Below are 18,964 nucleotides of genomic sequence, written 5' to 3' on the forward strand. Positions count from 1 at the left end.
GTGCGGAACGGGGGCGGCCGGCGGACGCGGGGAGACCGGGGTGCGTCAGATGAAGGAGTTGATCTCGATCGTCTCGTCCCGGCCCGGGCCCACGCCGATCGCGGAGATCGGGGCGCCGGACATCTCCTCCAGCGCCTTGACGTACGCCTGCGCGTTCTTCGGCAGGTCGGCGAAGGTCTTCGCCTTCGAGATGTCCTCGTTCCAGCCCGGGAGCATCTCGTAGACCGGCTTGGCGTGGTGGAAGTCGGTCTGGGAGTAGGGCAGCTCCTCGACGCGCCTGCCGTCGATCTCGTACGCGACGCAGACCGGGATCTGCTCCCAGCCGGTGAGCACGTCGAGCTTGGTGAGGAAGAAGTCGGTCAGGCCGTTCACGCGGGTCGCGTAGCGGGCGATGACCGCGTCGAACCAGCCGCAGCGGCGGTCACGGCCGGTGGTGACACCGCGCTCGCCGCCGATGCGCCGCAGCGCCTCGCCGTCCTCGTCGAACAGCTCGGTCGGGAAGGGGCCGGCCCCGACGCGGGTGGTGTACGCCTTGAGGATGCCGATGACCCGGCTGATCTTCGTCGGGCCCACGCCCGCGCCGGTGCAGGCGCCGCCCGCGGTCGGGTTGGAGGAGGTGACGAAGGGGTACGTGCCGTGGTCGATGTCGAGCAGCGTGCCCTGGCCGCCCTCGAACAGCACGACCTTGTCCTCCTCCAGCGCCTGGTTGAGGACCAGGACGGTGTCGGCGACGTACGGGGCGAGCTTGTCGGCGTAGCCCAGCAGCTCCTCGACCACCTGGTCCACGGCGATCGCGCGCCGGTTGTACAGCTTGGTGAGGACCTGGTTCTTGACGTCGAGGGCCGCCTCGACCTTCTGGGTGAGGATGGACTCGTCGTAGAGGTCCTGCACCCGGATGCCGACGCGGTTGATCTTGTCGGCGTAGGTCGGGCCGATACCGCGCCCGGTGGTGCCGATCTTCCGCTTGCCGAGGAAGCGCTCGGTCACCTTGTCCACCGTCACGTTGTACGGCGTGATGATGTGCGCGTTTCCGCTGATGAGGAGCTTGGACGTGTCGACGCCTCGCTCGTTCAGCCCGCTCAGCTCGGAGAGCAGGACCGACGGGTCGACGACGACGCCGTTTCCGATGACCGGCGTGCAGCCGGGGGACAGGATTCCGGAAGGGAGCAGGTGGAGGGCGTACTTCTGGTCGCCCACGACCACCGTGTGGCCTGCGTTGTTACCGCCCTGGTAACGCACCACGTAGTCGACGGATCCGCCCAGCAGGTCCGTCGCCTTTCCCTTGCCTTCGTCACCCCACTGAGCACCGAGCAGCACGAGTGCGGGCACGCGCGTACACCCCTTCCGGGCGGGGCATGTCCATGGTCGAGGGCGAACGCGGAGCGTCTGCAGCCGCGTGCACCGCGACCGCCGTTGGCCGCCAACCGTCGGACCGGATGCCCCGGAATAGACGAAGCCCCTGGCGCAATAGCGCAAGGGGCTCTTGCACAAAGATGCTACCCGAGGAAGCGAGGCATGGCCGAGGTGGCGACTTCCGCGACGTCCGAGCAGCTGCTGGTGGTGGTCGACCCGGGCGCCCGCCGGTCGGACGGCGAGTCCGTACGGATCGCGAAAGACGTGCTCGGAGCGGGTGCGGCGATGAAGCTGTGCCTGCCGGACGGCCCGGAGGAGTTCGCGCGGGCCCTGCGCCGCCGGGGCTCGCGGCGCCCGGTGGTGGTGGGCGACGACCGGGCCCTGATCCGTGCCGTGTCCCTGCTGCACCGGCACCGGGAGCTGGCCGGATGCGCGCTGTCGGTGGTGCCCGTCGGGGGCGCCCTCTCCCTCGCCCGGTCGCTGGGCGTGCCGACGGACACGGTGGCGGCGGCGCGGGCCGTGCTGGACGGGGTGGAGCGGCGGATGGACCTGCTGGTCGACGACAGCGACGGGGTGGTGCTGGGTGCGTTGCGCATACCGCCGGTGACGGCCGCGCCGGGGGAGGCGGAGCCCGAGGGCGCCGAACCGGGCCGCCCCTGGCTGCGCACCTGCCAGTCCCTGGTGCGCACCCTGGTCCCCGCCGCCCGCCCCTCCCGGCTCGCCGCCGCGCCCGAGCCGGGGCCGTCCCGGCTGCGCGTCGAGGTGGACGGGGAGACCCTCGTCGACCTGAACCAGCCGGTGGAGGCGGTGTCGGTGTCACCGGGCGCCGACGGGACCGCGTCGGTCGAGGTCAGGCCGGTGTCGGTGGGCGCGGAGGCCTCACCCCTGCTCGCGGAGGGCCGGACGGTGACCGTCTCGGGGGCGCACTTCCGCTACCGGGCGGACGCGGTGGTGTCGGGCCCCGTGCGCACGCGCACGTGGGTGGTACGGGAAGGGGCCTGGAGCCTGACCCTGCCGGCGGGGGCGTAGCCCTCGGGCCCTCCCCACTCCCGGTTCCGGCCTCATCCCGGGCCGAACGTCTTCTCCCGGTGCGTGCGCCAGCGTTCCATCATCGCGCCGACCTCCGCCTCGACGAACTCGAAGAACGCCAGCGTCTCGGCCATCCGGCGGCCGGCCGGGGTGTCGGCGCCGAGGCTGGTGACGCCCTCGCGCAGGGCGCCCTCCCAGCGCTTGATGACGGCTTCCCGGTTGGTCAGGGCCTCGTACCACTGGTCGCCGTGCATCCGGTAGCGCTCCCGGCGCGACCCGGGTTCCCGCTCCCGCGAGACCATGTGCTGCTGGGCCAGGTAGCGCACCGCCCCGGACACCGCCGCGGGGCTGATGCGCAGCTGCTCCCCCAGTTCGGCGGCGGTCATCACACCCTCGTCGGAGGAGAGGAGCGCGGCGAAGACCCGGGCGGGCATCCGCGCCATTCCTGCCTCGACGAGCTGCGCCGCGAAGGACTCGACGAACCGCGACACGGCCTCCGCGTCCCGGCCGCTCCCCGCTGATTCCGTCATGCGGCTCATCCTATCCGCGATTCATATGCTTCCTTAACTTCACAAGTTTCTGAAGTCAACGTACTTTCTGAAGCATGACGAAGGCCATCACCGTCTCCGGACTCCACAAGTCCTTCGGACGGACCCACGCGCTCGACGGGCTCGACCTGGACGTCGCCTCCGGTGAGGTCCACGGCTTCCTCGGTCCCAACGGCGCCGGCAAGTCCACCGCCATCCGCGTCCTGCTCGGCCTGCTGCGCGCCGACTCCGGTGCCGCCCAGGTGCTGGGCAGGGACCCGTGGACGGACGCGGTGGAGGTGCACCGCCGCATCGCCTACGTCCCCGGCGACGTGACGCTGTGGCGCAACCTCTCCGGCGGCGAGGTCATCGACCTCTACGGCCGGCTGCGCGGGGGTCTGGACCCCCGGCGCCGGGCGGAGCTGATCGAGCGGTTCGAACTCGACCCCACCAAGAAGGGCCGCACCTACTCCAAGGGCAACCGGCAGAAGGTCGCCCTGGTCGCCGCGTTCGCCTCGGACGCCGACCTGCTGATCCTGGACGAGCCCACCTCGGGGCTGGACCCGCTGATGGAGGAGGTCTTCCAGAGGTGCGTCGCCGAGCAGCGCGACCGGGGCCGCACCGTCCTGCTCTCCTCCCACGTCCTCAGCGAGGTGGAGGAGCTGTGCGACCGGGTGAGCATCATCCGCAAGGGCCGCACGGTCGAGAGCGGGTCCCTCGCCGACCTGCGTCATCTCACCCGCACCAGCGTGGTCGCCGAACTGGCGGGCCCGCCGAACGGACTGGCCGGCCTGCCGGGCGTGCACGACCTCGACGTGCAGGGGCGCCGCGTCAGGCTCCAGGTCGACACCGACCGGCTGGACGGCGTCCTGCGCTCGCTGACCGCGTCGGGCGTGCGGTCGCTGACGTCGACGCCGCCCACGCTGGAGGAGCTGTTCCTGCGCCACTACCAGGACGAGGGAGCCACCCGATGACGACCCTCGCGGTCCGGTCCGGCGGCACCCGCCAGCTGGCCGGGACCGGCACGCTGCTGCGGTTCGCGCTGCGCCGCGACCGGTTGCTGATCCCGGTGTGGATCGCGGTGAACGCGCTCATGGTCCTCTCCATGCCGAGCACCCTGGAGGGCCTGTACGGCACCCCGGCCGAGCGCGCCGCACTGATCCGCCAGATGGAGACCAACTCCTCGCTGCGCGCCATGGTCGGCCCGGTCTTCGGCGACTCCCTGGGCGCCCTGACGGCCTGGCGGGCCGGCGTCTACGCCGGTGCCCTCGCAGCCGTCATGAGCCTGCTCGTCGTCGTACGGCACACCCGGGACGAGGAGGAGAGCGGCCGGCAGGAGCTGGTGGCGTCCGGGATGGTGGGCCGCCGGGCCTCCCTGACGGCGGCCCTGCTGGCGGCGGCGGTCGCGAACGGGACGCTGGCCGTGCTGCTGACGGCCGGCCTGGCCGGCCAGGGGGTGACCGGCGCGCTGGCCCTCGCGCTCGGCATCGCGGGCGTCGGCATGGTCTTCGCCACGATGGCGGCGATCGTCGCGCAGCTGACGGAGAGCGCCCGGCTGGCCCGTGGCCTGACGGCGGCGGTGCTGGGCGCCGCGTTCGTCCTGCGCGCGGCGGGCGACTCGGCGACCGACGACGGCTCCTCGGTCCTCACCTGGCTGTCGCCACTGGGCTGGCTGGAGAACCTGCGCCCCTACGCCGGTGAACGCTGGTGGGTGCTGGCCCTGCCCGCCGCGGCCGCGCTGCTCCAGGGGACGGTGGCCTACGTCCTGGCCGGCCGCCGCGACATCGGCATGAGCTTCCTGCCGACCCGGCCCGGCCCGGCGGGTGGCCGGCTGGGCGGCCCGGGCGCGCTGGCCTGGCGGCTGCAGCGGGGCGCCGTGCTCGGCTGGAGCGTCGGCTTCCTCCTCGCCGGAGTCGTCTACGGCGGCATGGCCGAGAGCGCGGCCGACCTGGTCGGCGACAACGACAACGCCCGCAGGATCATCGAGCGGATGGGCGGCCGATCCGGTCTGACCGACGCCTTCCTGGCGTCGATGGTCGGCATGCTGGGGCTGATCGCGGCCCTGTACATCGTCGCCTCGGTCCTCCGCCTGCACGGCGAGGAGACCTCGGGCCGGGCGGAACCCGTCCTGGCGAACGCGGTGGGCCGCCTGCGCTGGGCCGCCGGGCACCTGGTCATCGCCTTCGGCGGCGCCGCCCTGATCATGCTCCTGGCCGGTCTCGGCCTCGCCGCCGGCTACGGACGGCGGACCGGACCGATCCTGGCCGCGTGCCTGGTGCAGGTGCCGGCGGTGTGGGTGATCGGCGCGGTGACGGTGCTCCTGCACGGTGTGCTGCCCCGGGCGGCGACGGCGGCCTGGGGCATCGCCGGGGCGGTCCTGCTCGTCGGCTGGGTGGGTCCCGCGCTGGACGTGCCGCAGGCGGTGCTGGACGTCTCACCGTTCGGTCATCTGCCGAAGCTGCCCGGCGGGGAGATGGAGTGGGGGCCCGTGGGAGTGCTGACGGCGCTGGCGGTGGTCCTGGTCGCCGCGGGACTGGCCGGGCTGCGCAGGCGGAACCTGGCGGTGTGACACGGCAGGCCCCGCCCGGCCACGATCAGCCCACTTCCACGCTGAGCCCCTCCAGCCCCCTGATCACGAAGTTCGGTTTCCGCTGCGGCTCGGCGGCGAGCCGCAGCGCCGGCGCCCCCTCCAGCAGCGCGCCCATCGACGCCGCCAGCTCGATCCGGGCCAGGGGCGCGCCGATGCAGTAGTGGATGCCCGCGCTGAAGGAGATATGCGGGTTGTCGGCGCGGGCGAGGTCGAGGCGGCCCGGGTCGGCGAAGACCTCCGGATCGTGGTTGGCCGAGCCGAAGAGCATGGCGATCTCCGCGCCGCGCGGGATCGTCGTGCCGGCGATCTCGATCTCGTCCAGCACCCAGCGTTCGAAGAGCTGCAGCGGGGTGTCGTAGCGCATCAGCTCCTCGACCGCGGAGGGGACGAGCGAGGGGTCCGTGCGCAGCAGCTCCAGCTGGGCGGGGTTGCGGAAGAGCGCGTACCAGCCGTTGACCGTGGCGTTCACCGTCGCCTCGTGCCCGGCGTTGAGGAGCAGCACGCAGGTGGAGATCATCTCCTGCTCGGTGAGGCGGTCGCCCTCGTCGTGGGCCGCGATCAGGCCCGAGACGAGGTCCTCGCCCGGCTCCTCGCGGCGGGCCGCGATCAGTTCGCGCAGGTAGTCGGAGAACTCGACCGACGCCCGCACCGCCCGCGCCGCCGTCTCCCGCGAGGGGTTCAGCTCGTACATCCCGCAGATGTCCGCCGACCAGGGGCGCAGCGGGGCCCGGTCGGACTCGGGGATGCCCAGCATCTCCGCGATCACCGCGACCGGGAGCGGCTCGGCGACGTCCTGCAGCAGGTCGCCGCCGCCCCGCTCGACCAGACCGGCGGCGAGCTCGTCCGCCAGGCCCCGCACGTACGGCTTCAGCCGCTCCACCGTGCGCGGCGTGAACGCCTTCGACACCAGGCGGCGGATCCGGGTGTGGTCCGGCGGCTCCAGGTCGAGCATGCCGTGGTCGTTGAGCGTGTGGAACGGCTCGTGCTCCGGCGGGGGCGGGGTGCGGCCGAACTCCTCGTGCGTGAAGCGGTGCTGGTACGTCCGCCCCAGGCGCCGGTCGCGCAGCAGCGCCGAGACGTCCGCGTGGTGCGGGACGAGCCACTGGTCCGTGGGCTCGAAGTAGTGCACCCGGCCCCGGGCACGCAGCTCGGCGTAGGCGGGGTACGGGTCGGCGAGGAAGGCCGGGTCCCACGGGTCGAAGCCGAGATCGGAAGCAGCTGCCATGAACGGACGCTAGCCCGCCCCACCCCACTCTGACCAGGGGCGGCACCCCGCGTCACCCCGGCGTCACCAGCCGTGCCTCGTAGGCGAACACCGCCGCCTGCGTGCGGTCCCGCAGACCCAGCTTCACCAGGATCCGGCTGACGTGCGTCTTGATCGTCGACTCGGCCACCACCAGCCGCTCGGCGATCTCCGAGTTGGACAGGCCCTGCGCGATCAGCACGAGCACCTCCGTCTCCCGCTCGGTGAGGTCGCCGTAGGCCGCCTGCGCGGAGGGCAGCAGGCGCGGCTTCTCGGAGAGCTTGGAGAACTCGGTGATCAGGCGCCTGGTCACCGAGGGGGCCAGCAGCGCCTCCCCCGAGGCCACGACCCGCACCCCGTCCGCGAGCTGGCGGGCCGAGGCGTCCTTGAGGAGGAAGCCGGAAGCTCCCGCGCGCAGCGCCTGGTACACGTACTCGTCGAGGTCGAACGTCGTGAGCACCAGCACCTTCGCCGCGCCGTCGGCGGCGACGATCTCACGGGTCGCCTCGATGCCGTTCAGCTCGGGCATGCGGATGTCCATGAGCACGACGTCCGGGGCGAGCTCGCGGACCTTGGCGACGGCCTCCCGGCCGTTCACCGCCTCGCCGACGACCTCGATGTCCGGCATCGCGTTCAGCAGGACCGAGAAGCCCTCGCGCACCATCATCTGGTCGTCCGCGATCAGTACGCGGATGGTCATGCGTCATCCTCGTCCGGCAGGGCGACCGGCAGGAACACCGTCACCTCGTAGCCTCCGTCGTCCGTGCCGCCCACCGTCATCTCGCCGTTCAGCATCGCCACCCGCTCGCGCATGCCGGTGATGCCGTGCCCGGCACCGGGCGAGGGCTTGATCAGGCCCGGGCTGGGCGGCGGGCCGTTGACTATGCGCAGGCCCAGACCGCCGAGCACGTACCCGATCTCCACGCGGGCGGTCGCGCCCGGGGCGTGCCGCAGGCTGTTGCTCAGTGCTTCCTGCACGATCCGGTACGCCGACAGCTCCACGCCCTGCGGCAGCTCCCGCACCGCCCCGGTCACGACCTTCTCCACGTTCAGCCCGGCGTCCCGCACATTGGCCAGCAGTCCCTCCAGGTCGGCGAGGGTGGGCTGCGGGGCGTCCGGCGCCTCGTAGTCCTCGGCGCGGACGACGCCCAGGACGCGGCGCAGCTCGGTCAGCGCCGCGACCGCGTTCTCCCGGATCGTGGCGAACGCCTTCTCCAGCTCCGGCGGCGGGTTCTCCACCCGGTAGGGGGCGGCCTCCGCCTGGATGGCGACCACCGACATGTGGTGGGCCACCACGTCGTGCAGCTCGCGGGCGATCGTGGTGCGCTCCTCCAGCAGCGTGCGCCGGGACCGCTCGTGCGCGGTGACCGTCTGCTGGGCGGTGACCTCCTGCTCGGCGTCGCGCCGGACGTGCCAGACGGTGACGGCGAGGAGGACGAACGCGGAGACGACCAGCATGGGGCCGGTGTTGGCGCCGTAGCGGCCCGCGGAGCCGAAGAGCGTCTCGGCGAGGATGCCGTAGAGCGCGGTCAGCGCCCACATCCACGCGGCCGTGCGCGGCCGGGTGCGGATGGCCACGACGGTCAGCACCGTCAGGTGGCAGGCGAAGCTGCCCGGCAGCCACGGCCAGTCGCCCCACGGGTCGCCGAACGGAACGGCGAGCGGGGTGGCCGCCAGGGACAACCAGAACGCCCCGATCGGCCGGACCATGGTCAGCAGGACGGGGACCACCGCGAGCAGGCCGAGCGCCAGGGCCACTCCCTGGTCGACCGTGGCGATGGCCAGGGTGAGCAGGGCTGCCGCGCAGATCAGCGCGTGCGGTGTCCACGCCGCGTACTCCCGCAGCCGCCCGGGCAGCCGCCTGGTCACGGGGCCGTCGACGCGCATGCGCGGCAGCAGGCGGTAGGCGAACGCGTCATGGATCAGGTCCTGCCGCAGTCCGCGCAGGGCGTCCGCGGCCAGCCGGAACTCCGGGCTGCGCGGCTTGGCCCCGGCCCCCGGCGGCGTGGTCTGCAGGTGAGTCGTCTCGGTCACGTACAGAACGGTAGGCGCCCGCCGGGGTCGCGGTCGTCCCCAGTGAGAGGGGTTCCCCGGCGTCCCTCTCAGGTACTACGGGGGCCCGGGCACGCCGGCACCCGTCCGTCCCCGTCAGTACCCCGACGGCCGCACCAGTCCCGACTCGTACGCGAACACCGCCGCCTGCGTCCGGTCCCTCAGCCCCAGCTTCACCAGGATCCGGCCCACGTGCGTCTTCACCGTCTGCTCCGCCACGAACAGGTGCCGGGCGATCTCCGCGTTGGACAGGCCCTGCGCGATCAGGGCGAGCACCTCCGTCTCCCGCTCGGTGAGGTCGCCCACGCGCTCCTTCAGCGGGGCCCGGGGCCTGCCGTCCAGCCGGGAGAACTCGGCGATCAGCTTGCGCGTGATGACGGGCGCGAGCAGCGCTTCTCCCGCCGCCACCACCCGGACCGCCTCGGCGAGCTGCTCCGAGGAGGCGTCCTTCAGCAGGAAGCCGGAGGCCCCGGCGCGCAGCGCGTCGTAGACGTACTCGTCCAGGTCGAAGGTGGTCAGCACCAGCACCCGGATGTGCGGGTGCGCGGCGGTGATGCGCTCGGTGGCCTCGATGCCGCCGACGCCGGGCATGCGGATGTCCATGAGGACGACGTCCGGGGCGGTCGCGGCGGCCTTGGCGACGGCCTCCTCGCCGTCCTTCGCCTCGCCGACGACCACTATGTCGGGCTGGGTGCCGAGCAGCACGGTGAAGCCCTGCCGGACCATGCCCTGGTCGTCGACGATGAGGACCCGGATGGGGTCGCCGGTGCCGCTCGTCATGGGGTCCTTCCCTCGCGGTCGGTGATGCGGTCCGTGGTGCGGTCCGTGGTGCGGTCGGTGCCCGGGGCGTCGGCGGGCGGGGTGTCCGGGAGGAAGGCGGTCACCTTGAAGCCGTCCCAGTGCCACGGGTGGGCCGTCATGGTGCCGCCGAGCATCGCCACGCGCTCGCGCATGCCGAGCAGCCCGTGCCCCGCCCCGGTCGACGGCGGCGGGGGCGCCATCGGGCGGCCGTTGACGATCTCCACCTCCAGACCGTCCGGCTCATAGGTGAGCCGGACGGTGATCCGCGCGCCGGGCGCGTGCCGCAGGGCGTTGCTCAGCGCCTCCTGCACGATCCGGTACGTCGACAGCTCCACCCCGGGCGGCAGGGGACGCCGCTCGCCGTTGATCTCGGTGAGGACCTCGCGGCCCGCGGCCCGGGTGTTCTCCACCAGCGCGTCGAGCCGGTCGAGCGTGGGCTGCGGGGCGTGCGCGCCGGTCGTGTCCCCCGGGTCGGCGGACTCCCCGGGCCCGTGCTCCGAGCGCAGCACGCCCAGGACCCGGCGCAGCTCGGTGAGCGCCTCCAGCGCGTTCTGCCGGATGCCGGCGAGGTTCTCCTTGAGCTCGTCGGGCGGGTCGTCCACGAGGTGCGGGGCGACCTGCGCCTGGATGGAGATGACCGACATGTGGTGGGCCACCACGTCGTGCAGCTCCCGGGCGATGCGGCTGCGCTCCTCCAGCAGGGTGCGCCGGGTGCGCTCCTCGGCCGTGAGCGTGGTCTGCTCGACGAGCTGGGCCCGGGCCTCGCGTCTGCCGCGCAGGGCCGTGGCGACTATCACGACGACCGTGAACAGGGACAGTGCCAGCACGCCGGTGGTGTCGTAGCGCCCGGCGCCCCCCAGGGCCTCCAGGACGTAGGTGAGCAGCGCGGTCGCGGCCAGGGCGGCCGTCGCCGCGCGGGTGGGCACCCGCAGGGCGAGCAGCAGCAGCACGAACATCTCGGCGATGAGGCCGGCCGCGGTCCAGGGCCAGGTGTAGGTGTCCGGGTCGGAACCGAGCCGGCCGCGCACCGCCACGGCGCCCACGAGGAAGGCGCCCAGGGACAGCCACCACGCGGACACCGGCCGCCACAGCCCCAGGACCATGGCGCCGCCCTGCCCGCCCGCGACCAGCAGAGCCAGTCCGGACGCCAGGCCGCCGTTGTCGGTGATGTCGCCCGTGCCGCCGACCGTGACCCCGAACGCCGCCAGGCACACCAGCCCGTGCGGCAGCCAGCGCAGCCAGGTGGAGGGGGGCAGCGGATCCACCCGGAGGGTCCACAGGTCCTCGCGCAGCACGCGCAGCCATCCCGTGACGCGCGCCCGCAGCGCGCGCCCCACCCCCGTGTCCCTCACCCGGCCCAGCCTAGACATGGCGTGCCTTCGCCGCCGTCCCCCGGTCGGACGGGCGGTGCTCGCGCACCACCCGCGACCGGCGGTCCGGGCCTCCGCCCCGCTCGAAGGCGCGGAAGGCGGCCCAGCACACGGCGAGGGCCACGGCGAAGACGGGCAGCCACAGCAGACGGGCCCCGACCCAGCCGAGCCCGTCGGGCGGGGTGTGCAGCCCGGGCAGCCGGCCCGCGAGGAGTCCGGTGGCGGTCGTGGCCATCAGGGCCGTCTGGTGCCACAGGAAGACGGTCATCGCCGAGAGGTTGACCAGCGCCACCGCCGCCCAGGCCACGGGCCGGCGCATCGCCCGCCGCAGCCGCTCGCGCAGCAGCAGGGCGAGCCCGCACTGGGCGAGGCCGAAGGTGACGGCGGCCAGCGTCGGCGGGTCGAGGTTGGACATGCCCTGGCCGGGGACGCCCACCATCGACGCCGGGTAGCCCGCCCACGCGACGAGGCCCGCGGTCGCCGCCGCCCCCGCCACGAGCAGGATCCAGCCCGCGCGCCGCCGCTCCAGCTCGCCCCGGGTCCAGGCGGCGCCCAGGGTGTAGGGCACCAGCCAGCCGGCGACCACGTTCACCCAGCCCAGCCAGGCGGGGCCGCCCAGGCCGAAGCGCAGCAGGTCCACGTGGAGGACGACGGCCAGCGGCCACAGCGGGTTGAGCCGGGCCAGCAGTGGGGTCGCCGCCGTCAGGACGGCGAACACCACCAGGAACCACAGCGGTGACAGGGCCAGTTTCACCAGCGTGCGGACCGTGCCGAACTCCGCGCCCGACAGCAGCAGCGCCGACGCGGCCACCGCCCACAGGCCGGTCACGGCCAGGACCGGCCGGCTCAGCCGCACCAGACGGCCCGTCAGCCAGCTGCGGTACGGCACGCCGCGGGCGCGGGCCGAGGCGTGGCCCCGGGTGGCGACATGGCCGCCGACCAGGAAGAACACGGCGAGCGTCTGGAACAGCCAGGTCAGGGGCGCGAGCCAGGGCATGTGCCGCAGCGGGCTGGCCGTGCGCAGGGTGCCGCTGTCGGCGACGAGGGCCGTGACCAGCCAGTGCCCGAGGACGACACCGAGGACGGCGGCGGCCCGCAGGGCGTCCACCGCCCGGTCGCGGCCGGGCGGGGTGGCCGCGCCGACCCGCCGCGCGGCGCTCCGCAGCCCGCCGCGGACGCTTCGTGCACCGAGGTCAGTCATGGGTCACCGCCTTGGTCTCGCCCAGGACGATCCGGGCCAGGTTGGTCAGGGAGGTCGAGCCGGGCCGGAAGTAGTCGCTGTGGCCGCCGTCGCCGGCCGCGAAGACGCGGGCACCGAAGGCCGGGGAGACGGGGTCGGTGCCGAAGCCGACGGTGGTGCCGAACAGGTCCGCGCTGACGTACGGGACGTGCTCCACCCAGTCGTCGCCGCCCCGGGCCGCCCAGACGCGGGCCCGGGTGTGCAGGGCGGCGGCGGAGTCGGCACCGGTGCCGGGGCTGCCCACGAGCGCGATGTCGTCGACGGCGAGCCCGGCGGCGGCCCGCGCGCAGACGACGGAGCCGTAGGAGTGGCACAGCAGCGACAGGCGCGTCTCGCGGCCGGTGACGGCGCGCAGCCGGGCCACGAGCCGCCGCAGCGACGGGGCGGCGCGGTCGGCCCGGCCGGTCGTGGTGACCGTCGCGCTGACCGTGCCCGGCGTCTGGTAGCCCAGCCAGGCCACGACCGCGGTGCGGGTGCCCGCCGGGGCCTGCCGCGCGAGCCGCTCGTGCAGGGCGGCGGCCGCCGCGTGGAACCGGCCGTAGGTGTCGAGGCTCGTGTCGGACCCGGGGACCAGGACGGCGACGCGGTCGGCCCGGGCGAGGTCGCCCAGGACCTCCGTCACGCGGCCGGGGCCCCGGCCGTCGAACGCGAGCAACTGCCGGTCCGGGGAGGCCAGTCGGCGGTCCGCGGCGGCCCGGTCCCGGTCGTGGTGGGCGGCGGCCGTGCGGGCCGCCTCGGCCGCGTTGGCCCGGTTCGCCGCGTACGCCTCGTCGAGCGTCGACGCGGTCAGCGGGGCGAGGACGGCGGGGGGCGGTGCGGGGATCTCCGGTCGCACGGCCGCCGAGAGCGGGAGCACCACCGCGGCCGCGACGAGGGCGGCGAGCGCGGCACGGCGCCACCGACCGGCCCAAAACCCCCGCACCCCGCCGTCACGACGCTCCAGCCCGGCGCGGTGCCTTCGCCGGGCACGGGACCGCCGTACCGCGCCGTCGCGGTGGCTCTTCGCTGCGTACCCCACGGTCGTCCCCCCTCCGTCGCACCCGGCCATCGGGTCTGCGTGGAAGGGAAGTTACGGAGCGGCGGCCGTCGTCCGCGTCCCACCGCGGAACTCATCCGCGGCGTAGCTCTCAGGTACTAGGGGTATGACCGGGGTCCGGCCGCTGCGGGGACGCCACCCTGCGGACCCGGCGGCCGACGGGCCGCGGCAGCCCGGCTCACCAGGCCAGTTGCGCGATCTCCTCCGCCACCACCGCGCACGCGTCCGCCGCCGGGTCGATGAGCGGGAAGTGCCCCACGTCCTCCAGGAGCGTCACCCCCACCATCTCGCCGGCCTTCGCCGCCGCGTCCGCGTACGACTCGGCGACGATCTGCGGCACGTCGAGGTCCGCGCGGCCCTGGACGAGGGTGGTGGCGATGCCGGTCGGCAGCAGCAGCGCCGGGTCCGTCTGCGGCTGCCGCTCGGCGAAGTGCTCGTCGCCGCCCAGCAGTTGCCGTACCGCACCGCCGCACACGTCCAGCTTGTCGGCGACCGAGAGGTCCGCGATCGGGGCCAAGGCGACCACGCCGCGCAGGGTCGCCGAGCCGCCGCCGCGCCAGGGCGAGCCGGCCGGCAGGACGTGCCGGGCCGCGCCCCACAGCGCGAGGTGCCCGCCCGCCGAGTGACCGGTGAGGACCGTACGGCGCGGATCCGCCTGCGGCAGCACCCGCCCGACGAGCGCCGGGAGGGCGTCCAGCGCGGCGGCGACGTCGTCGAACGTGTCGGGCCAGCGGCCCGCGACGGCGGCGGCGTCACCGCGCCGGTACTCGACGCTGGCCACGGCGAACCCGCGCCGGGCCAGGAAGGCGGCGAACGGGCTGATGTGACGCCGGTCGTGCGGCGCCCGCCAGGCACCGCCGTGCAGCACGGCCACGACCGGGGCGGGTCCGCCCGGGCCGGCCTGCGCGCGGGGCGCGTAGAAGTCGATCACCTGGTCGGGGTGGTCGCCGTAGGCCGCGGTGGCGTCGGGGTCGACGGGCGCGTGGGAGAAGACCGACTTCTCCTCGGCAGCGGCCCGTTCTGCTGCGACGTCGTCCGTCATGCTCCAACCTCTCAGCGATGTAACGTGCGCGGCGGACCAGTTGAGAGTTCAGCCGTTGGCCGGGACGGTACCAGGCCCGTGACGTGCGGGGACATGGGGATGTCACGCTGGGTGAGGCCCGGGCCGGGCCCGTCGGGCGGGCGGCGGGGCCGGGACCGCCCGGGGCGTCCCGGCCCGGCCGCCGCTCAGGCCAGCGTCGCGGCCAGCACCCGCGCGGCCCGCTCCACGTCGGCGAAGCCCACGTACAGCGGCGTGAACCCGAAGCGCAGCACGTCCGGCGCCCGGAAGTCGCCGACGACGCCCTGCTCGACCAGGCGCTTCATCACGTCGCCGGCGTCCGGGCAGCGCAGCGCGATCTGGCTGCCCCGTTCGGCGTGCGCCACCGGCGTCAGGCACTCCACCCGGCCCTCGGGCACGTACGCCGCCACGCACTGAAGGAAGAAGTCCGTCAGCGCCAGGGACTTGGCGCGCACGGCCGCCACGGACACCCCGTCCCACACCTGGAGGGCCGCCTCCAGGGCGAGCATAGACAGGATGTCCGGCGTGCCGACCCGGCCGCGCAGGGCACCGGAGGCCGGCTCGTAGCCGGCGCGCATCCCGAACGGCTCGGCGTGCGAGTTCCAGCCCGGCAGCGGGGAGTCGAAGCGGTCCTGCAGCTCCCGCCGCACGTACAGGTACGCCGGTGCGCCGGGGCCGCCGTTGAGGTACTTGTAGGTGCAGCCGACCGCGAGGTCCACGCCGTGCGCGTCCAGTTCCACCGGCAGCGCGCCCGCGCTGTGGCACAGGTCCCAGACGACGTACGCGCCCGCCCGGTGCGCCGCGTCCGTCAGTCCCGGCAGGTCGTGCAGCCGTCCGGTGCGGTAGTCGACGTGGTTGAGCAGGACGGCCGCGGTACGGCCGCCCAGCGCGTCCGGCACGTCCGCCGGGGCCACGGGCCGCAGCGTGCAGCCGGTCATCCGGGCGGCGGACCCGGCGATGTACCCGTCCGTCGGGAAGGTCGTGGCGTCGACGACGATCTCGTCGCGCCCTTCCCCGGCCAGACGCACCGCGCCCACCAGGGCCTTGAAGACGTTGACGCTGGTGGAGTCCCCGACGACGATCTGCCCGGACGCGGCCCCGACCAGCGGGGCGATCCGGTCGCCGATCCGCTCGGGCGCCGTCCACCAGCCGCTCTCCTCCCACGACCGGATGCGCAGCTCGCCCCACTGGCGGCGGACGACGTCCTCGACCCGGCCGGGCACGACGGCGGGCAGCGCGCCGAGGGAGTTGCCGTCGAGGTACACCACGTCGTCGGTGACGAACTCCGCCCGCTTACCGCCCAGTTCGTCGGCGGCGTCCAGCTTCTCCGCGCGCACGCTCAGCTCAGACATACGACCGCGCCGTCCACAGCTCGGGGAACACGCTCTTCCGGGCGCGCTTCTCCAGCCAGGCCACCCCGGCGGAGCCGCCCGTGCCGGTCTTGGCGCCCATCGCGCGGCGGGTGGCGACGAGGTGGTCGTTGCGCCAGCGCCACACCAGCTCGGCGACATCGCTCAGCGCCTCGCCGAGGCGGGCGATCTCGTCCTGCTCGTCGCCCGAGTAGACGGCCGTCCAGGCCGCCTCCACCTCCGGCGAGGGCTCGTAGCGCAGCGCGACGTCGCGCCGCAGCACGGACTCGGGGATGTCGTGGCCGCGCCGCGCCAGCAGCCGCACGACCTCGTCGTACAGGCTCGGCTCGTGCAGCGCCTTCTCCAGTTCGGCGTGCACGCGCGGGGATCCCCGGTGCGGGACGAGCATCGACGCGGACTTGTCGCCGAGCAGGAACTCCATCCGCCGGTACATGGCCGACTGGAAGCCGGAGCCCTCGCCGAGGGCGCCGCGGTAGGAGTTGAACTGGGCGGGCGTGAGCTGGGCGAGCGGTTTCCAGGAGGCGTTCAGCGCCTCCAGTTCCCGTACGGACCTCTTCAGCGCGGCGACGGCGGTGGGCACGTCGTCGCCCCTCAGCGCCTGCGCCGCCGTCTCCCACTCGTGGACGATGACGGTGAACCACAGCTCCATCACCTGGGTCGTCACCAGGAAGACCATCTCTCCGGGGTCGTCGGAGAGGGTGTGCTGGAGGTGCGTGAGCACGTCCGCCTTGACGTAGTCCTCGTACGGCGTCGTGCCGTGGAAGTCGAGATGCGGGGTCTCGGGCTCGTGAGCCTCGTGGGACATCGCTGTCTCCTGCAGATAACTCCGGGTAGCGGTCCGCCCCTGCCGATGCCGGCACGGGGGCCCCGGTCCCCAACCGCATCCTGCGGGCTCACCCGTGGAACTGCAAGGCCCGCCCGCCGGACGGGGCGGGCCTCACGTGCGCGGAAGCGTCCTCAGCCGAGGACCTGCGCCGCCGTCGGCGAGGAGTCCTTCAGGAACTGGGAGCAGCGCTCGTACTCCTCCTGCTCGCCGATCGCCTGCGCGGCGCGGGCGAGGGCGTGCAGCGCCCGCAGGAAGCCGCGGTTCGGCTCGTGCTCCCACGGCACCGGGCCGTGGCCCTTCCAGCCGTTGCGGCGCAGCGCGTCCAGGCCGCGGTGGTAGCCCGTACGGGCGTAGGCGTACGACTCCACGGCCGCGCCGCGCTCGAACGCCTCGTCGGCGAGCTGCGCCCAGGCGAGCGAGGAGGTGGGGTGCGCGGCGGCGACGTCGGCGGGCGAAGCGCCCGACGCGAGCATCTCGCGCGGCCCGGGGTCATCGGGCAGGTGGGTCGGGGGCGGGCCCCCGAGGAGGTTCTCGTGAATGGACATGAGGACAAGTCTGCGGCATCGCGGCCACCGTGGCGCAGCGGGCGGCCGGTGTGCGGCAGGGCGCCAGCCGGACGCCGGGCACGCGGGGAGCATACGGAAGAGCCCGGCACCTGGGCAGGTGCCGGGCTCCACACGAGCGGACCGGCTGGAACCGGGTGGAACCGGATGAAGCCGGAGCGGACCGGGCTTACTTGATCTTCGTGCCGGTCGAGCGCAGGTGGCCGCAGGCCTCGACGACGCGCGCGGCCATGGAGGCCTCGGCCAGCTTGCCCCAGGTGCGCGGGTCGTAGGTCTTCTTGTTGCCGACCTCGCCGTCGACCTTCAGGACGCCGTCGTAGTTGCGGAACATGTGGTCCGCGACCGGGCGCGTGAAGGCGTACTGGGTGTCCGTGTCGATGTTCATCTTCACGACGCCGTTCTCCAGCGCGGTGCGGATCTCCTCCTCCGTGGAGCCGGAGCCGCCGTGGAAGACGAAGTCGAACGGTCCGGGGGAAGCGGCCTTGCCGAACTTGGCGGCGACGCCCTCGTTCAGCTCCTTCAGCAGCTCCGGACGGAGGACGACGTTGCCCGGCTTGTACACGCCGTGCACGTTGCCGAAGGACGCGGCGAGCAGGTAGCGGCCCTTCTCGCCCAGGCCGAGGGCCTCGGCGGTGCGGATCGCGTCGTCGACCGTGGTGTAGAGGGAGTCGTTGATCTCGTGGGAGACGCCGTCCTCCTCGCCACCGGTCGGGGTGATCTCCACCTCGAGGATGATCTTCGCGGCGCGGGCCTGCTCCAGCAGCTCCTGCGCGATCTCCAGGTTGTCGGCGAGGGTCTCGGCGGAGCCGTCCCACATGTGCGACTGGAACAGCGGGGACAGACCGGCGTCGACGCGCTTCTTGGACAGGGCCAGCAGCGGGCGTACGTACCCGTCGAGCTTGTCCTTCGGGCAGTGGTCCGTGTGCAGCGCGATGTTCACCGGGTACTTCTCGGCGACGATGTGCGCGAACTCGGCCAGGGCGACCGCGCCGGTCACCATGTCCTTGCTGTACTGACCGCCCAGGAACTCGGCGCCACCCGTGGAGATCTGGACGATGCCGTCGCTCTCCGCCTCAGCGAAACCGCGCAGGGCCGCGTGCAGGGTCTGGGTGGAGGTCACGTTGATGGCCGGGTAGGCGAACTTCCCTGCCTTCGCCCGGTCCAGCATCTCGTTGTAGACCTCGGGAGTTGCGATGGGCATGCGTCCGCTCCTTGTATCTGCGGGTTGACGTACTGCTGTCTACGGCCCTGACCTAGACCTTGGGGTGCGACGTCATCGTCGGCCCCATCTTTCCAGACTTGGCCGGAAGGTCCAGGCCACGTCCACGCCCTGGTCGGCCCCCGGTCAGTCGAGGCCCAGCTCGTCCTTGGAGAAGGCGAACAGGTACGGCACCCCGGCGCCCTCCTGGATCTTCTCGGCGGCACCGGTGGCCCGGTCGACGATGGTCGCGACGGCGACGACCTCGGCCCCGGCCTCGCGCACGGCCTCGACGGCGGTCAGCGGGGAGCCGCCGGTGGTGGAGGTGTCCTCGACGACCAGCACACGGCGGCCGGCGATGTCCGGGCCCTCGACGCGCCGCTGCAGCCCGTGCGCCTTGGCGGCCTTGCGCACGACGAAGGCGTCCAGGCGCTTGCCGCGGGCGGCGGCCGCGTGCAGCATCGCGGCGGCGACCGGGTCGGCGCCCATGGTGAGGCCGCCGACGGCGTCGAACTCCAGGTCCGCGGTCAGGTCCAGCAGCACCTGCCCGACCAGCGGGGCGGCCTCCCCGTCGAGGGTGACGCGCCGGAGGTCGACGTAGTAGTCGGCCTCCAGGCCCGACGACAGGGTCACCTTGCCGTGCACCACGGCCTTGTCCTTGATCTGCTGCAGCAGCGCGCCGCGCGTGTCCGTCATGGCGCCCAGC

18 protein-coding genes are annotated in these 18,964 nt (G+C 73.8%); 3 read left to right on the top strand and 15 right to left on the bottom strand.

Annotation, left to right across the window (positions count from 1 at the left end; all coding sequences use genetic code 11):
* Window positions 1–45: 45 nt before the first annotated feature.
* Complete coding sequence (locus AC07DA_RS11995; RefSeq protein WP_479127037.1) at window positions 46–1,329, bottom strand: adenylosuccinate synthase; 1,284 nt, start codon at window positions 1,327–1,329, stop codon at window positions 46–48.
* A gap of 186 nt (window positions 1,330–1,515) precedes the next feature.
* Between AC07DA_RS11995 and AC07DA_RS12000 the strand changes: the two genes are divergently transcribed.
* Complete coding sequence (locus AC07DA_RS12000; RefSeq protein ID WP_479127039.1) at window positions 1,516–2,382, top strand: diacylglycerol kinase family protein; 867 nt, start codon at window positions 1,516–1,518, stop codon at window positions 2,380–2,382.
* Between the two features lie 32 nt (window positions 2,383–2,414).
* Here AC07DA_RS12000 and AC07DA_RS12005 read toward each other — a convergent pair whose 3' ends face one another.
* Window positions 2,415–2,912, bottom strand: coding sequence for a GbsR/MarR family transcriptional regulator (locus tag AC07DA_RS12005; protein ID WP_479127041.1), 498 nt, complete (start codon window positions 2,910–2,912; stop codon window positions 2,415–2,417).
* 74 nt (window positions 2,913–2,986) lie between these two features.
* Between AC07DA_RS12005 and AC07DA_RS12010 the strand changes: the two genes are divergently transcribed.
* Both AC07DA_RS12010 and AC07DA_RS12015 read left to right on the top strand, forming a co-directional pair.
* Entirely contained in the window at window positions 2,987–3,883 is an 897-nt protein-coding gene (locus AC07DA_RS12010; protein ID WP_479127044.1) for an ABC transporter ATP-binding protein, read from the top strand.
* Complete coding sequence (locus tag AC07DA_RS12015) at window positions 3,880–5,478, top strand: ABC transporter permease (RefSeq protein WP_479127046.1); 1,599 nt, start codon at window positions 3,880–3,882, stop codon at window positions 5,476–5,478. The genes AC07DA_RS12010 and AC07DA_RS12015 overlap by 4 nt, the downstream gene beginning before the upstream one ends.
* Before the next feature lie 25 nt (window positions 5,479–5,503).
* On the opposite strand, the gene AC07DA_RS12020 is transcribed toward AC07DA_RS12015, so the two are convergent.
* The 13 genes from AC07DA_RS12020 to pyrE form a co-directional block, all read right to left on the bottom strand.
* Entirely contained in the window at window positions 5,504–6,724 is a 1,221-nt protein-coding gene (locus tag AC07DA_RS12020; protein WP_479127048.1) for a cytochrome P450, read from the bottom strand.
* 52 nt (window positions 6,725–6,776) lie between these two features.
* On the bottom strand, window positions 6,777–7,442 hold the full coding sequence (locus tag AC07DA_RS12025; RefSeq protein WP_351354571.1) for a response regulator transcription factor: 666 nt from the start codon (window positions 7,440–7,442) through the stop codon (window positions 6,777–6,779).
* Window positions 7,439–8,776, bottom strand: a complete 1,338-nt coding sequence (locus AC07DA_RS12030) for a sensor histidine kinase (RefSeq protein ID WP_479127051.1) — start codon at window positions 8,774–8,776, stop codon at window positions 7,439–7,441. The genes AC07DA_RS12025 and AC07DA_RS12030 overlap by 4 nt, the downstream gene beginning before the upstream one ends.
* Before the next feature lie 114 nt (window positions 8,777–8,890).
* A complete protein-coding gene (locus AC07DA_RS12035) occupies window positions 8,891–9,574 on the bottom strand; it encodes a response regulator (protein WP_479127053.1) in 684 nt (227 codons plus the stop codon).
* Window positions 9,571–10,965, bottom strand: coding sequence for a sensor histidine kinase (locus tag AC07DA_RS12040; RefSeq protein ID WP_479127055.1), 1,395 nt, complete (start codon window positions 10,963–10,965; stop codon window positions 9,571–9,573). Before AC07DA_RS12040 ends, AC07DA_RS12035 begins: the two co-directional genes overlap by 4 nt.
* Window positions 10,958–12,166, bottom strand: coding sequence for an acyltransferase family protein (locus AC07DA_RS12045; protein ID WP_479127057.1), 1,209 nt, complete (start codon window positions 12,164–12,166; stop codon window positions 10,958–10,960). Before AC07DA_RS12045 ends, AC07DA_RS12040 begins: the two co-directional genes overlap by 8 nt.
* The gene (locus AC07DA_RS12050; protein WP_479127318.1) at window positions 12,159–13,148 is read right to left on the bottom strand and encodes an alpha/beta hydrolase; all 990 of its coding nucleotides are present in this window, start codon (window positions 13,146–13,148) and stop codon (window positions 12,159–12,161) included. The genes AC07DA_RS12045 and AC07DA_RS12050 overlap by 8 nt, the downstream gene beginning before the upstream one ends.
* Window positions 13,149–13,419: 271 nt before the next feature.
* Window positions 13,420–14,283 (bottom strand): alpha/beta hydrolase, encoded by an 864-nt coding sequence (locus AC07DA_RS12055; protein WP_479127059.1) that lies wholly within the window; start codon window positions 14,281–14,283, stop codon window positions 13,420–13,422.
* A 185-nt stretch (window positions 14,284–14,468) separates the two neighbouring features.
* Window positions 14,469–15,653, bottom strand: coding sequence for a kynureninase (gene kynU, locus AC07DA_RS12060; RefSeq protein ID WP_479127061.1), 1,185 nt, complete (start codon window positions 15,651–15,653; stop codon window positions 14,469–14,471).
* On the bottom strand, window positions 15,646–16,476 hold the full coding sequence (locus AC07DA_RS12065; protein WP_479127063.1) for a tryptophan 2,3-dioxygenase family protein: 831 nt from the start codon (window positions 16,474–16,476) through the stop codon (window positions 15,646–15,648). The genes kynU and AC07DA_RS12065 overlap by 8 nt, the downstream gene beginning before the upstream one ends.
* A 152-nt stretch (window positions 16,477–16,628) precedes the next feature.
* The gene (locus AC07DA_RS12070; protein WP_479127065.1) at window positions 16,629–17,042 is read right to left on the bottom strand and encodes a DUF3151 domain-containing protein; all 414 of its coding nucleotides are present in this window, start codon (window positions 17,040–17,042) and stop codon (window positions 16,629–16,631) included.
* A gap of 187 nt (window positions 17,043–17,229) precedes the next feature.
* Entirely contained in the window at window positions 17,230–18,261 is a 1,032-nt protein-coding gene (fbaA, locus tag AC07DA_RS12075; RefSeq protein ID WP_479127067.1) for a class II fructose-bisphosphate aldolase, read from the bottom strand.
* Window positions 18,262–18,405: 144 nt separating this feature from the next.
* Window positions 18,406–18,954, bottom strand: coding sequence for an orotate phosphoribosyltransferase (pyrE, locus tag AC07DA_RS12080; protein ID WP_104783174.1), 549 nt, complete (start codon window positions 18,952–18,954; stop codon window positions 18,406–18,408).
* Window positions 18,955–18,964 lie beyond the last annotated feature (10 nt).

The sequence above is a fragment of the Streptomyces sp. NPDC044921 genome, assembly GCF_056432865.1.

Coding starts and splice junctions, on each gene's coding strand:
- AC07DA_RS12070 (WP_479127065.1), bottom strand. CDS start 17,042: ATGTCCATTCACGAGAACCTCCTCGGGGGCCCGCCCCCGACCCACCTG.
- AC07DA_RS12000 (WP_479127039.1), top strand. CDS start 1,516: ATGGCCGAGGTGGCGACTTCCGCGACGTCCGAGCAGCTGCTGGTGGTG.
- AC07DA_RS12040 (WP_479127055.1), bottom strand. CDS start 10,965: ATGTCTAGGCTGGGCCGGGTGAGGGACACGGGGGTGGGGCGCGCGCTG.
- kynU (WP_479127061.1), bottom strand. CDS start 15,653: ATGTCTGAGCTGAGCGTGCGCGCGGAGAAGCTGGACGCCGCCGACGAA.
- fbaA (WP_479127067.1), bottom strand. CDS start 18,261: ATGCCCATCGCAACTCCCGAGGTCTACAACGAGATGCTGGACCGGGCG.
- pyrE (WP_104783174.1), bottom strand. CDS start 18,954: ATGACGGACACGCGCGGCGCGCTGCTGCAGCAGATCAAGGACAAGGCC.
- AC07DA_RS12055 (WP_479127059.1), bottom strand. CDS start 14,283: ATGACGGACGACGTCGCAGCAGAACGGGCCGCTGCCGAGGAGAAGTCG.
- AC07DA_RS12045 (WP_479127057.1), bottom strand. CDS start 12,166: ATGACTGACCTCGGTGCACGAAGCGTCCGCGGCGGGCTGCGGAGCGCC.
- AC07DA_RS12015 (WP_479127046.1), top strand. CDS start 3,880: ATGACGACCCTCGCGGTCCGGTCCGGCGGCACCCGCCAGCTGGCCGGG.
- AC07DA_RS12065 (WP_479127063.1), bottom strand. CDS start 16,476: ATGTCCCACGAGGCTCACGAGCCCGAGACCCCGCATCTCGACTTCCAC.
- AC07DA_RS12005 (WP_479127041.1), bottom strand. CDS start 2,912: ATGACGGAATCAGCGGGGAGCGGCCGGGACGCGGAGGCCGTGTCGCGG.
- AC07DA_RS12035 (WP_479127053.1), bottom strand. CDS start 9,574: ATGACGAGCGGCACCGGCGACCCCATCCGGGTCCTCATCGTCGACGAC.
- AC07DA_RS12020 (WP_479127048.1), bottom strand. CDS start 6,724: ATGGCAGCTGCTTCCGATCTCGGCTTCGACCCGTGGGACCCGGCCTTC.
- AC07DA_RS12025 (WP_351354571.1), bottom strand. CDS start 7,442: ATGACCATCCGCGTACTGATCGCGGACGACCAGATGATGGTGCGCGAG.
- AC07DA_RS12010 (WP_479127044.1), top strand. CDS start 2,987: ATGACGAAGGCCATCACCGTCTCCGGACTCCACAAGTCCTTCGGACGG.